This is a genomic window from Verrucomicrobiia bacterium, assembly GCA_035629175.1.
Lineage (GTDB): Bacteria > Verrucomicrobiota > Verrucomicrobiia > Limisphaerales > DASXHY01 > DASXHY01.
The window spans coordinates 20,724-34,613 of record DASPIL010000066.1; the positions used below are offsets into that span (position 1 = coordinate 20,724).

Below are 13,890 nucleotides of genomic sequence, written 5' to 3' on the forward strand. Positions count from 1 at the left end.
CACCGTTGGCAGCCCTTATGCAATGGGGAGTCCTCGTGATGGACTCGAATGTATTTTGTCGCTGCTGGACACGCCTTGCACTTCTGCTGGTTGCCATCAGTTCTCTCGTGCTCGGCGCTTCAAACGCGCGCGCCGCTCAAAGCGTAACCCTTATCTGGAATGCGAGCGCCGATACCAACGTCATCGGATACAACGTCTACTACGGCGTCGCCAGCCGCACTTACACGAACCGCATTGATGCCGGTGCGACGACAAACCTGGTCGTCAACGGGCTGCTTCCGGGCGTGACTTACTATTTTGCAGCGACCGCCTACAACATTCTCGGAATGGAAAGCGAATACTCCAGCGAGGTTTCCTACACGGTTCCGGTTCCTGTGAACACGCCGCCGACTTTGGACTCGCTTCCCAATCTGAACATTGTTGAGGACTTCGGCCTGCGCACAGTGCAGCTTTCCGGAATCAGTTCGGGTTCCGCCAGCGAAGTCCAATCCTTAATCGTCACCGCCTCTTCAAGCAATCCATCCCTGATTCCGCATCCTGTCGTAACCTATACTTCGTCGCAGACCGCCGGGTCGTTAAGTTTCACTCCTGTAGCCAATGGGTTCGGAACGGCGACGATCACTGTAACCGTCGATGACGGCGCCGGCACAAACCGAATCACGACCCGCTCTTTCCTTGTGACAGTTTCTGCTGTGAATGACACACCGACGCTGAACGCGATCAGTGCGATAACCATTAACGAAGACGCGGCCGCGCAAACGGTGGCGCTCAGTGGCATTTCATCAGGTGCGGCAAACGAGGCTCAGGTTCTGGTCGTCAGCGCAACGTCCAGCAATCCCTCTCTCATTCCCAATCCCACGGTTTCGTATGGCTCCCCGGCCGCTGCGGGTTCATTGACCTTCAGCCCCGTTGCAAACGCGTTTGGAAACGCAACGATTTCCGTGACGGTCAATGATGGCAGCGCGAACGTGACCCGGACGTTTGTGGTGACCGTGAACGCGGTGAACGATTCGCCGACGCTGAACTCAATTGCCAATCTTTCTGTTCCGCAGAATGCAGAAACGCGCATCGTGAACCTGGCTGGAATTTCTTCGGGCGCCCCCAATGAAAATCAGACCCTTGTCGTGTCCGCTGCTTCAAGCAACCCCGGGTTGATTCCAACGCCAGATGTTTCCTATGCCAGTCCGTCTGCGTCGGGGACACTGACGTTCACGCCCGTGACGGGCGCCAGCGGCACCGCGACGATTACTGTCACGGTGAATGACGGCGGTGGAAACAACAGCTCGGTTTCACGCAGCTTCGTGGTGTCCGTGGCGCAGGTGAATCAGGTGCCAACGCTCGAGCCGCTTGCAAACCTTTCTATCCCCGAGAATGCCGGCCAGCGCATCGTGCAGCTCAACGGCATCTCATCAGGATCTTCGACTGAAGTGCAGACGCTTACCATCACTGCTTCATCGAGCAACACTAACCTAATTGCGACCCCTGTTGTGACATACACCAGTCCTGACACAACAGGCACGCTGCGATTCTCGCCCGCCACCAACGCGCACGGGACCTCCACCATCACGGTTTCTGTGCGCGATGGCGGGTTGAGCAACAACATTGTCACCCGCAGCTTCACGGTCACCGTTTATCCGGTCAATACGCCGCCCACGTTGCAGCCTCTGGCCAATCTCGTTATTCCCCGCAATTCGGGCCAGCAAACCGTCAACCTTGCTGGAATCAGTTCGGGTGCCGCGAATGAAACGCAGGTGTTGTCAGTCAATGCCGTGTCCAGCGTCCCCGGAATCATTCCTAACCCCACGGTCAGTTATTCCAGTCCTGCGGCGACGGGCAAACTTACCTTCTCCCCGCAGTTCCTGGCAACGGGCACGACGCTCATCACCGTTACTGTCAATGACAACGCCGGGAGCAATAACATCGTGCAACGCTCGTTCTCCGTAACAGTTACGGCGCCGCCCACGATCAGCGATATTCCCGACCAACTGGTTGGAATCAACTCCAACACCGCACCCATAGCGTTCACCGTTGCAAGTGCTGATGTCGATCTGGGCGCGCTGACAATTACTGCAACGTCCACTGCTCCGGGATTGATTCCCACGACGAACATCGTCTTCGCCGGAACTGGCGCAGCCCGGACCGTGCGGCTGATGCCGATCAAAGGGCAATATGGCAAAGCCACAATCACAATCAGTGTGAGCGACGGCGTTGCCACTTCCAGCACATCCTTTGTATTGGAGGTCGTTGCTCCGCCTTCAGCCCCGGGTATGTTGATGATCCTCACCGCAGGGGACGGGACCGTCTCGGGCGCCAAGAGCGGACAACCGCTGGTGGCGGGAAAGGTTTATTCGCTCACAGCTGTCCCCGCCAAAGGCCAGGAGTTTGCCGGCTGGAGCGGCAGTTTTAGTTCGTCAGCCACAAAGATTCGTTTCACTGCGCGCTCCAACATGGTGGTGCAGGCCAACTTTGTTCCGTCGCCGTATCGAACTGGCGTTTACAGCGGGCTCATTCACGAAGAGGAAGGTATTCGCGTGGGAAGTTCCGGCATGTTCAACCTGGTGGTGGCGAATCACGGCCGATATTCAGGCAGGATTCAAGTAGGCACGACACGCGTCGCTTTCAGTGGAAAGCTGGATCTGCAATGCCGCGCAACGAATATCATCAACAGGCCCGGTATCGCTCCCATGGTCCTGACTCTGCAAATGGGTGAAGACGCCACGGTAGACCAGGTGTTTGGAATGCTGGAAGGCTCGGTCAACATGGTCTTGCGAGGTGATCGTTCCGTTTTCAATCGCACCAATCCGGCTCCTTTCGCCGGCAACTACACCATGGTGCTGCCTGGATCGGAAACATCCGGCGGGCCTGAAGGACATGGACACGGGATCATTAAAGTGAATGCGCTGGGCAAGGCGATGTTCGCCGGGTTGCTCGGCGACGGCACCAAGGTCACACAGAGCGCAGCGCTGTCGAAGGATGGCACATGGCCCTTCTTCGCAGCCCTCAATCGCGGACAAGGCGCGGTGATCAGCTGGCTTCAATTTACAAACCGCATCAACGATGACATCTCAGGTACGGTGTATTGGGTGCGGAACGCGGCTCAAGCGCGGTATTTCCCCTCTGGCATCAGCCACACCACGGAAGCAATGGGATCGCGCTACACGGCCATTCCCGGCACAAACGTGTTGAACAGCCCAGTGGCAACCATCGGATTCTTTGGTGGAAACCTGGAAGCTCCCGTTCAGAATGCCCTCGAAATCTCGCCTTTGAATCAGGTGTTGAATTTGAGCACGAACGCGATCGCCCTGCGATTCGCGCCGGGCAGTGGTTTGTTTAGCGGAAAAGTTTCGGTGCCCGGACAATCCAAGCCTCTGGCGTTCTCCGGCGTGGTGCTGCAAAAGCAGGGCGTTGGATACGGCTTCATGCTGGGAACCGACTCATTGAGCGCCGTTGAATTGAACGGGAACTAAGCGCGATCTACTCGAGGCCGAGGACCCGGCGGCCCTGCTCGGTGATCATCGAGTGATGCCACTGGGGATCCCAAACAATATCGACTTGGGCATCCTCCACCCCGGGCAAACCCAGAAGTTTCTGCTGCGCATCCCCCGCGATCACGCCACCCATTCCGCAACCTGGCGCGGTCAAGGTCATCTTCACCTGCACTGAGCACCCGCCGCTGGGGCGCGGTTCACGTTTCATTTCGTAAACTAGGCCGAGGTCCACGATGTTTACGGGGATTTCGGGGTCGTAACACGATTTTAACGTTTCCCACACCTGCTCATCCGTGGCGCATTCCCCGCTCGCTTTCGTGACAGATTGCTGCTCCCGAACATCGGCAAGGCCCAGTGCATCGGCATCGCCGCTTGCAATGCGAAACAAACCCCCACCCGTGTGCACGGTGTAGGTGCCGCCCAGCGTTTGCGTTATGTCGACCGCTGTTCCAGCAGGCAGGATGACGGAGTGGCCAGCGGGAATCTGGACTGCCGGGCAATCGCGCTTTAATTCAACTGTGGTGACCTGATGCATAATCTGGGATGGCTGAACTTAACCAACCAAGACGCGGATGCAATGCAGATTCGGAACTTTGAACTTTCAACTGCGAACACGATCTCCCTAGCCTGCAGTCCGTGAGCGACGACCTGCCCAGCGTCTCTGTGATCATCGCCGCCCGGCCCGATCAGTCCGAGATCAAGGCCGTGGCGGCGGCGCGCTGCCTGGAGTACCCGAAGGAACAACTGGAGATTCTTGTGGCGCGCGGACGTCAGCCATCAGTGCAGCGCAACACAGCGGTCCGCGCCGCGAGAGGGGAGCTTATCTATTTCCTGGATGACGATTCCGTTCCAGCTGTGACGAACCTGTTGCGAGCTGCGGCGCATTTTCGCGATCCCAAGGTGCAAATGGTTGGCGGGCCGAACCTGTGTCCGCCTGATGCCCCGCACATCGAGAAGGTTTTTGGCGTGGTGCTCTCGAGCTGGATTGCATTTGGTCCCAGCCGCGCGCGGTATGTGAAGACGGGGAAAGTCCGGGCCAGTGGAGAAAAGGAATTGATCCTGTGCAACCTCATGGCACGGCGCAGCGCGCTTTTGGACGCGGGCGGATTCAACGAGGCGCTCTATCCGAACGAGGAGAACGCGTTGATGGATGCATTGCAAAAACGCGGTTCAACTTTGCTGTACGATCCCGACATCTTCGTTCTTCGGCGGCCGCGACCTTCCCTGCGTTCGTTCGCACGCATGTTGCGGACGTATGGCCGGGGCCGCGCGGAACAATTCCGCCTTCACCCAACATTCGGCTCGGCGCCGAATTTTGTGCCGCCGTTGTTCGTGCTGTACCTGCTGTCGCTTGCGGCGATGGTTTTTGCGCCCGGAAATTTCCGGGATGCTGCGTGGAAGATTATTTGGGCGGCGCCGCTCGCAGGGTACGGACTTGCGTTGCTCCTCCAAACAATCGGCTCCATCCCAGCGCACGGCATGATCCGCAGCCTGTTCGCGCTTCCGTTGCTCTTGCTGAGCCACGTGTTCTATGGGATCGGATTCTGGCGTGGATTGTTCACGGACTTAAAACGCGATGCCGCCGATCGTCCACAAGTTCCCGTGATGCTTGAAACCGTGGCGCGATAGGCGTTGCAGATTCAATCCGTCATTCGGCTTTGGCCGGCGACGGCATCAATACCATTCGGCTCACAACGGGAAAGTGGTCACTTGGCCATTTGCCATCGGGACGTGTTGTGACGATCTCAGTCGAATCGACGCGAACATTGCCGCGGGTGAGAATCCAGTCGATCCGTGCGCCATTCGTGCGGATGGCTTGAAAACCGTTGAACGTCGCAATGCCTTCGCCGATGCGTTTGGCGGCTTCTGTCCAAGTGTCCTTGAGGAAACCCTCCCCCGTGAGCGCGTCGTAGACAGGGTTTGACTCAGCGTTGGTATTGAAATCCCCAACCAGGAGAACAAACGGGGAATTCACCTTGCCCAGCCGTTCGCGGATGAGTTGTGCGCTGCGGACGCGGGCGACCGGCACCTCATGGTCGAAATGCGTGTTTACAAAGTCGAAGGTGATTCCCGTTTGCCGGTCTCGAAATGCGACCGACGTCACCATGCGGCGGGTTCGGTTGCCCCATGAAGTGGACGCGGGCACTTCGGGTGTGTCGGACAGCCAGTAATGATTCGTCGACAACGGCTGAAGCCGGTTGGTGCGATAGAACACGGCCATGAACTCTCCGTTCATGCCGCCGTCGCGGCCCGCGCCAATCCAATGATATTGCGGTAATGCTTCGGCAATATCGTTCAGCTGAGGCAGGAGCCCTTCCTGCGTGCCCATGACGTCAGGATTCATGGCGCGAATGACATCGCACACCAGCGGCCGCCGCTCAGGCCAGGCGTTAGCGCCGGTGGGGCTTGCGTAGCGGATGTTGTAGGTGGCGACGCAGAGTTCGTTGGTTGGGCTTTCCGCTGCGTTCGCAGCGATGCACGACAGCAAACACGCGCTCCATGCAAGGGAGATTTGTTGAATGAATCGTTTCATAGTTGTTGGATCATACATTGCGGCGTTGGCGGCTGGCTTCATAGAGAAAAACCGCGGCTGCGGCGTTGACGTTCAAGGAATCGACGTTGGGCGGCATTGGAATCGCCACGCAGCTGTCGCAGATCTTCAGCACCTCGGGCGACAGCCCGCTGCCTTCGCTGCCGAAGACGAGGCAGCAATCGCCCGCGAACTGCGCATCCCAAAGCAAAGAGCCCGACACGTGCGGATGAGCGCCGATGACGCGAACGCCTTCCCGTCGAAGTGTCTGCAGGCTGTCGACGAGGTTGCGGCTTTCGATGATGGGAAGGTGAAAGATGGCACCCATGGAGTTGCGAACGGCGCGGCGGAGGTAGGGACTGGACGAATTCTCGCCGACCAGCAGCGCGTGGGCATTGAACGCGGCGCAGTTGCGCACAATCGTTCCCACGTTCTCCGCGCTGGTGAGTCCGTCAATCGCCACCCACAAACGCGGTGCAGCGGTTCGATCCAGCACATCGCTGAGGCTGGCGCGCTCCGGGATTTTTCCAACGGCCAGAACTCCCTGGAACATTGGGAAACCCACCAGTTGCTCCAGCACCTGCATTTCCGTGACGAATACCTGGAGGTCCTTTTCCGGCCTGGCCCGAACCAATGGTTCGTAATCGGCGACCCATTTTTGCGGCAGGAGCAACGAGACCACCTCGAATCCGCTCTCAAGCAACCGCCGCACGACCTTTTCACCTTCGGCCACAAAGATTCCGCGGTCGCAATGCTCCTGTGGACGCCGCATTGTGCGATAAGGTTCCAGTTCGGGGAGCTCGAGCGAGTCGATGGTGCGAACCGTAAACATGCCGGGCCGTGTGCCCCTTCAAAGGCTGAGCGTGGGGCAGGGAGTGTCCTGGCTGGCGACGGTTGTCGGAAGGTGGCTTGCGCCGATCTGTTCCAGCCGTTGCATCACGGCGGCATGCGCCAGGGCTGGCTTGTTGCATTCGCGGCTTAAATGACCAAGGAACAGATGCTGCAGGTTCGCGGACATCACGTCTGCGATCGCATCCGCTGCCGCCGCATTCGACAGATGCCCGTGTCTTCCAAGAATCCGCTGCTTCAGGCTCCAGGGCCGATGAGGGCAATCCTGCAGCAGCTTGACGTCGTGATTTGCTTCCAGCACGAGAACGTTTGCCGTGCGGACCCGTTCCGTCACCAGCTTCGTCATGTGGCCGAGATCCGTAAGGAACGCAACGCTCGCGCTCCCCGCCCGCAGCACATAGCCCACGGGATCCTGCGCGTCGTGGGGGATCGAAAAAGTCTCCACGTGGACATCGCCGAGGTCGAAGGATCCGCCTGTCGCAAAAAGGCGGCAATCAATCTTCACGTTGAACTGGAAACGAATGGCGTCGTGCGTGGCGCGATTGCAATACACGGGGATGTTTAACTTGTGCGCGAGAACTCCAAGGCCGTGGATATGATCGATGTGCTCGTGGGTGACGAGGATCCCGGTGAGATTCTCGGGCGTGCGGCCTATGGAGGCGAGGCGCTGTCGGATCTGCTTGGCGCTGAATCCGCAGTCGATCAGCACACGCGTTTCGGGTGTTTCCAGATACGCGCAATTTCCGGCCGAACCGCTGCCGAGAATGGTGAATTGCACAGGCACGGTTGACGTTATTCACCGCGTGAAATCGGGGCAATCAATTTCGCCAAAACGCGAGCGGCTACTCAGTTTGGGGTCGTCACCCTATTTGTGCGGCAACATCGTCCTGTTAGAACACTCGCAACAAACCTATGAGAAAAATCTCCGTGCTACTCGTTGATGATCACACTGTTGTTCGCCAGGGCCTCAAGGCTCTGCTCCGCCCTGAAGAGGATATTGAGGTAATTGGCGAAGCTGAAAATGGCCGCGTCGCTGTCCAGATGGTCCGCAAGACCCCGCCGGACGTTGTCGTCATGGATGTCGCGATGCCGCTGCTGAATGGACTCGAGGCAACCCGTCAGATTCTGAAGGCGGTGCCTTCCACGAAGGTTCTGGTTTTGACATCCTACAGCGATGACGATTGTGTGCAGCAGATGACGGAGGCTGGAGTTTCCGGTTACCTGTTGAAACAGACCGCGGCGAACGACCTGCTGAAGGCGATCCGCGAAGTCCAGAAGGGCAACGCCTTTTTCAGCCCGACGATCGCCAAGCGCCTGCGCGACCAATGCCGCGAAGCCTTTGCAAACGGCCAGCCTGTGAAGAAGAGCATTGAGCTCACCTCGCGCGAGGCGGAAGTTCTGCAACTGATTGCCGAGGGATTTTCCAACAAGCAGATTGCCGCCGAGCTCTGCATCAGCATCAAGACTGTTGAAAAGCATCGGCAGCAAGTCATGAACAAGTTGAACATTCATGATGTGGCCGGATTGACCCGGTATGCCTTGTCCAAGGGACTGGTCGATCGCGGTGTGCCGGCTGGCGTTCTTGCCTGAGCGGGGATATCCTGAACTTTGCGAAAAGCGCGTCCGCAGCCGGGCGCGCTTTTTCGTGTCAAGATGCGGTTCTCCTGGCCTTTTCTTTAGGAAAATATGCAGGGAAAAGCGAAAGCCGTGCCAATTGATGCTTGTGCTTTATTGGCAGGCCTTTAGATTACCGGCCATACATGGCACAGGGCTTACAACTGTCGCAAAGATTGACGCAGTCGCTGGTGCTGGCGCCGCAGCTCCAGCAGTCGCTTGCGCTGCTTCAAGCGCCGACCCTGGAACTCAAGGCTTTGGTTGAGCAGGAGCTTCAGCAGAATCCGGTTCTTGAGGAGATTGCTGATACGGACATGGATATGCAGGAGCGGGAACGGGAGAGCGACGCCGCAGCTGAAGCCGCGGATCCCAGCGAGCCGCCTGCAGACTTGAATTTTGATCCCGCGACGGAACAGCCCTCCAGCGAGCCTGTCGACGACTTCCAGGCGGAGTTTGAGCGGCTTGTTCAATTGGACCAGGAGTGGCGCGACCATTTTTCCCAGACGAACACGCCAACGCGCATGTCGCCTGAAGATGAAGAGAAGCGGCAGTTTATGTTCGATTCGCTGGTTGCGGGCACTTCGCTCCAGGAAATCCTGATGGAACAGCTTCGGGAATCCGCCCTTCCAGAGTCCGACCGGCCGATTGCCGAAAATATCATCGGCAACATCGATGACTATGGTTATCTGAAGGCCACGGCGGAGGAATTGGCAGCCAGTTCGAATGTCCCCGTGGAGAAGGTGCTGGAGGTTCTCAAGGCCGTGCAGGCGTTTGACCCGCCTGGCGTCGCTGCGCGGGACCTGCAGGAATGCATGCTCATCCAGCTCAGCCGCTCCGGCAAGGAGACCACGCTGGAATTTCAGATCATTCGCGATTACATGGAAGCCTTGGGCAAACGCCGCATCCCCGAAATCGCGAAAGGAATCGGCATTGAGGTCGACGAAGTTCAGGATGCGCTGGAAAACATCGCGCGGCTTGAGCCGCGTCCTGGGCGTGCCTTTCTTCCCGACAACGATCAGTACGTGCTGCCTGAGGTCTTCGTTTTGCGATCGGGCGATGAATTTGTAGTCACCACCAACAACGAGCACATTCCTCACCTGCGCATCAGCAACACCTACAAGGATCTGATGTCCCAGGGAGAAAACTCCAGCGAGGTTCGCAATTACATTCGCGAGAAGATCCGTGCCGGGAAATTTCTGATCAAGAGCCTGCACCAGCGGCAGCAAACCATTCTCAACATCGGCCGCGAGATCGTGAAGCGTCAGCGCGAGTTTATGGAGAAGGGCGTCGCGCACCTCAAGCCTCTCACAATGGTGCAGGTCGCGGAGGTGGTGGGTGTCCACGAAACAACCGTGAGCCGCGCGGTGTCAGGCAAGTACATGGATACGCCGCAAGGCATATTCGAAATGAAGTATTTCTTCACTGCCGGCATCCAGACTGAGAGCGGCGCGGGAATGTCGAACACGAGCGTGAAGGACATGATTTCCGAGATCTTCAGCAAGGAAAACACAGCGAAGCCGCTGTCAGACCAGGAAGTTGTGAAGATGCTGAAGGAAAAGGGCATTGTGATTGCCCGGCGGACCGTCGCCAAGTATCGCACCGAGTTGAACATCCTGCCGTCGAACCTGCGGAAGGTTTACTGACGCGCGGATTACTTCTTCCTCGCCTTCAATTCCGCCTTCGTCTCGGCCTGGAGCATGTCCAGCTCATCCTGCACTTCCGCCTTCGCGGTCTTGTCCATCCGATCTATAAACAGAATTCCGTGCAGGTGATCGGTTTCATGCTGGACAGCGCGCGCGAGCAGGCCGCCGCAGCGGAACTCGAATGGATTTCCATCCTTGTCGAGCGCCTTCACATCCACGCTTTCCGGCCGCAAGACATCGGCATACACCTCGGGGAAACTCAGGCATCCCTCCGGCCCTGGCACGGGTTCGTTGATGGGCTTCACTTCAGGATTGATAAGGACCAGCGGCATGAAGTCTTCGGGGACCGCCGGTTTGCCATCCAGTTCCAGGGTGGACGGACGGTCGGTAACGCCGCGGATGTCGATGACTGTGAGTTGAACCGCCACGCCGATTTGCTGCGCTGCAAGACCGACGCCCTTGTAGGCGTACATCGTTTCAAACATGTCCGCGATCAACTGCCGAATCTCCGGCGTGATTTTTTCGATGCGGCTGCCCTTTTTGCGCAGGATAGGTTCTCCGTATTTGACGACTTTTAAGATCATCCCGTCTCCTCGATGCTAATCCGTGGTCACGCCGACAATCTGCAAAATCCGTTCGAGATCGTCGTCGTTAAAAAATGCTATTTCCAGCGCTCCTTTTCCCGAGGCGTATCGCAGCTGCACCTTGGTTCCGAATCGTTCGCGCAGCTTGCCTTCAAGGCTGGTGATGTTGGCGTCCCGGATCGGTGTCTTGCCAGGCTTTCGGGGATCGGTGCCGCGTGCCTGCAGCTTGGCGACAAGGCCTTCCGTCTGGCGCACGTTCAAACCGTCCTTGATGACCCGTTCCGCCGCGCCCTGCTGTTCTCGATCCGTGGGCAAGCCGAGGATCACTTTTGCATGGCCCACCGAAAGGCGATTTTCACGGAGGTAACTTTGCAGCGCCGCGGGAAGCTTGAGCAGCCGCAACGCATTCGCGACCACCGCGCGGCTTTTGCCAACCTTCTGCGCAACTTCCTCCTGGGTGAGTTGAAACTGGCTGACCAGCTGCGAATAGCCGAGTGCCTCTTCCATCGGGTTCAGGTTCTCGCGCTGCAGGTTTTCGATGAGCGCAAGTTCAAGAACCGCGCGATCATCGGCCTCACGCAGAATCACTGGAACCTCCGTCAATCCCGCAAGCTGTGCGGCACGCCAGCGGCGTTCCCCGGCGATGAGTTCGAGGTGATGACCCACGTCGCGGACGATCAGCGGTTGAACGATGCCTTGCTCCCGGATGGAATCGGCGAGCTCCTGCAGTGCTTCGGGCGCGAAATCCTTTCGCGGCTGAAACGCGCAGGGCTGGATGCGATTCAGGGGCACCCGTTGCACGCGTTCACGATCGTCGGCGACAATGGCAGCGGAAGGAGCGGATGCGGGGGACGCCTGGGCAGGGGACGGCGATGGCGGTTTCGCCGCTGTGGGCGCACCGCCCAGAAGAGCGCCGAGACCTCGGCCCAAAGCTGGTTTTGCCATGCACGCAGAGTGTCGCAGCATGGAAGCGATGTCAACGCGACGCGAGCATCTCGCCGCTTGCAATGGTCTCCTTGCGTTTGTTTAATCCCGGCGTGTTACATCAGCAGACACTCAGTCGCCCTGCAGAGTTCTCCGGTGTTGGCCTGCACAGCGGCAACCGGGTGAACATGACCTTCCTGCCCGCGCCCCCCAATTCCGGCATCCGATTCCGCCGCATCGACCTTGATGGCAAGCCGGAGATTGAAGCGCGCGTTGAGAATGTCGCGGAAACAAACCGCTCCACAACGCTGGCCAAGGGCAACACGCGAATTCACACCGTCGAACACGTGCTTGCTGCGTTCGCTGGTTACGGGGTCGACAACGCAGTGGTGGAGCTGGATTCAAATGAACCCCCCATTGCGGATGGCAGTTCACGCGAGTTTTGCCGCATGATCCAGGATGCAGGCTTCGCGCCGCAGAACGAACGGCGCGATGTTTACAAGGTGTCAGCGCCGATCGAACTGCAATTGGGCGAAACGGAAATGACGTTGTTTCCGTACGACGGCTTTAAAATTACTTGCACCAGTTCGGATCGCGGCGGGCGATTCACGCAGTTCTACAGCGTGGAGTTGACCCCCAAGACGTGGGAGGAGGAACTCTCCAACGCGCGCACGTTCTGCTTCTACGAAGAGATCGAATACCTGATCAAGAACGGACTGATCCGCGGCGGCAGCCTTGAGAATGCGGTTGTCATTCGCGATGACGCCGTGCTGACGACTGAACCGCTGCGTTATGCGGAAGAATTTGTTCGCCACAAGATTTTGGACATCGTGGGCGACCTGTCACTCGTCGGGCGTCCGCTGCAGGGACATTTGATCGCGGTCAAACCGAGCCACATGGCGAACTGTGAATTGGCGCGCCTTGTGACCGCGCAAATGCAGAAACCCTTGCGGGCCGCCCAGGCTTTCGGGCCGCCGCCACCGAGCGATGGCAAGGAGTCCCTGGTTGAAATCATGGACGAGCAGGGGGCGCTCGATGCCAACCAGGTGATGCGAATTCTGCCGCATCGCTATCCGTTCCTCATGGTCGATCGCATCACGAAGATCGAGGGGAATTTGATTGTCGGCGTGAAGAACGTCACAATCAACGAACCGTTTTTTCAGGGCCATTTTCCCGGGCACCCCATCATGCCGGGCGTTCTGCAGCTCGAGGCGATGGCGCAGGTTGCAGGCATCCTGATGTTGCGCCGGGCAGAGAATGTCGGCCAAATCGCCTATTTCATGGCTGCTGAAGACGTCAAATGGCGCAAGCCCGTGGTGCCTGGAGACGTGCTGGTCATGGAAGTGCAGATGACAAAGATTCGAGGGAAGCTCGGAAAGGCGAAGGGCGTCTGCAAGGTGCGGGGCGACATTGTGAGCGAAGCGGAAGTCACGTTCATGCTGGTTGAAGCCTGAGTATGTCCGACATTCATCCTTCCGCCGTCATCCATCCCTCCGCGCAGGTCGGCGAAGGCTGCAGGATTGGGCCGTATTGCATCGTCGGTGAGCACGTGAAGCTCGGCGCGCGCTGCAGGCTCCACTCGCACGTGGTGATCGATGGCCATACCACGCTGGACGCCGAGAATGAAGTGTATCCGTTCTGCAGCATTGGGTTGCAGACGCAGGATTTGAAGTGGAAGGGCGGGTTAACGCGAACCGTCATCGGCAGCAACAACACGTTTCGCGAATACGTGACGATCCATAGCGCGACAAGCGACGGCAATGCAACGACGCTGGGTTCGCACAATCACGTCCTTGCATACTGTCACATCGCTCATGACTGCCGCGTGGGCAGCCATATCATCATGTCCAACGCCGCCACGCTTGGCGGCCACGTGACTGTTGAGGATCATGCGGTGATCAGCATCTCCGCCGTTCATCAGTTCTGCCGGGTTGGCAGGCTGTCGATGATTGGGGGTTGCTCCAAGGTGGTGCAGGATGTCCCGCCATTTATGCTCGCGGATGGCAACCCGGCCGAGACCCGCACGATCAACAAGATAGGTTTGGAACGCCATGGCGTTGCCGATGAAACCATCAGCGCGCTGCGGCAGGCCTACAAACTTCTCTTTCGGGAAGGGCTTACGTTGACGAACGCAATTGCCCGGATCGAAAAGGAACTGCCGCAATCTCCGGAGATGGCGCACCTTGTGCAATTCGTCCGCACGAGTGAACGTGGCATCAGCAAGTGACAGCGCCGGCGGGCTGAAGCCTTTCGCCACT

Annotated in this window: 12 protein-coding genes; 6 read left to right on the top strand and 6 right to left on the bottom strand. The window is 58.3% G+C overall.

Annotation, left to right across the window (positions count from 1 at the left end; translation table 11 throughout):
• Positions 1-38: 38 nt before the first annotated feature.
• Positions 39-3,467, top strand: a complete 3,429-nt coding sequence (locus VEH04_10675; protein ID HYG23235.1) for a tandem-95 repeat protein — start codon at positions 39-41, stop codon at positions 3,465-3,467.
• A 7-nt stretch (positions 3,468-3,474) separates the two neighbouring features.
• Here VEH04_10675 and sufT read toward each other — a convergent pair whose 3' ends face one another.
• Entirely contained in the window at positions 3,475-4,023 is a 549-nt protein-coding gene (gene sufT, locus VEH04_10680; GenBank protein ID HYG23236.1) for a putative Fe-S cluster assembly protein SufT, read from the bottom strand.
• A 101-nt stretch (positions 4,024-4,124) separates the two neighbouring features.
• On the opposite strand from sufT, the gene VEH04_10685 reads away from it, so the two are divergent.
• Complete coding sequence (locus tag VEH04_10685; protein ID HYG23237.1) at positions 4,125-5,117, top strand: glycosyltransferase family 2 protein; 993 nt, start codon at positions 4,125-4,127, stop codon at positions 5,115-5,117.
• Between the two features lie 19 nt (positions 5,118-5,136).
• Here VEH04_10685 and VEH04_10690 read toward each other — a convergent pair whose 3' ends face one another.
• From VEH04_10690 to VEH04_10700, 3 genes are read right to left on the bottom strand one after another with little or no spacing between them, the layout of a single operon-like run.
• Entirely contained in the window at positions 5,137-6,021 is an 885-nt protein-coding gene (locus VEH04_10690) for an endonuclease/exonuclease/phosphatase family protein (protein HYG23238.1), read from the bottom strand.
• A gap of 10 nt (positions 6,022-6,031) precedes the next feature.
• Positions 6,032-6,850, bottom strand: a complete 819-nt coding sequence (locus VEH04_10695; protein HYG23239.1) for an RNA methyltransferase — start codon at positions 6,848-6,850, stop codon at positions 6,032-6,034.
• Between the two features lie 18 nt (positions 6,851-6,868).
• Positions 6,869-7,645, bottom strand: a complete 777-nt coding sequence (locus tag VEH04_10700) for an MBL fold metallo-hydrolase (protein ID HYG23240.1) — start codon at positions 7,643-7,645, stop codon at positions 6,869-6,871.
• 134 nt (positions 7,646-7,779) lie between these two features.
• On the opposite strand from VEH04_10700, the gene VEH04_10705 reads away from it, so the two are divergent.
• Both VEH04_10705 and rpoN read left to right on the top strand, forming a co-directional pair.
• Positions 7,780-8,457, top strand: coding sequence for a response regulator transcription factor (locus VEH04_10705; protein HYG23241.1), 678 nt, complete (start codon positions 7,780-7,782; stop codon positions 8,455-8,457).
• A 170-nt stretch (positions 8,458-8,627) separates the two neighbouring features.
• Positions 8,628-10,124, top strand: a complete 1,497-nt coding sequence (gene rpoN, locus VEH04_10710; protein ID HYG23242.1) for an RNA polymerase factor sigma-54 — start codon at positions 8,628-8,630, stop codon at positions 10,122-10,124.
• Positions 10,125-10,132: 8 nt separating this feature from the next.
• Here rpoN and def read toward each other — a convergent pair whose 3' ends face one another.
• On the bottom strand, positions 10,133-10,708 hold the full coding sequence (def, locus tag VEH04_10715) for a peptide deformylase (GenBank protein HYG23243.1): 576 nt from the start codon (positions 10,706-10,708) through the stop codon (positions 10,133-10,135).
• Between the two features lie 15 nt (positions 10,709-10,723).
• Complete coding sequence (locus tag VEH04_10720) at positions 10,724-11,653, bottom strand: ParB/RepB/Spo0J family partition protein (protein ID HYG23244.1); 930 nt, start codon at positions 11,651-11,653, stop codon at positions 10,724-10,726.
• Between the two features lie 62 nt (positions 11,654-11,715).
• Between VEH04_10720 and VEH04_10725 the strand changes: the two genes are divergently transcribed.
• Both VEH04_10725 and lpxA read left to right on the top strand, forming a co-directional pair.
• Positions 11,716-13,086 (top strand): bifunctional UDP-3-O-[3-hydroxymyristoyl] N-acetylglucosamine deacetylase/3-hydroxyacyl-ACP dehydratase, encoded by a 1,371-nt coding sequence (locus VEH04_10725; GenBank protein HYG23245.1) that lies wholly within the window; start codon positions 11,716-11,718, stop codon positions 13,084-13,086.
• Positions 13,087-13,088: 2 nt separating this feature from the next.
• Complete coding sequence (gene lpxA / locus VEH04_10730; protein ID HYG23246.1) at positions 13,089-13,859, top strand: acyl-ACP--UDP-N-acetylglucosamine O-acyltransferase; 771 nt, start codon at positions 13,089-13,091, stop codon at positions 13,857-13,859.
• Positions 13,860-13,890 lie beyond the last annotated feature (31 nt).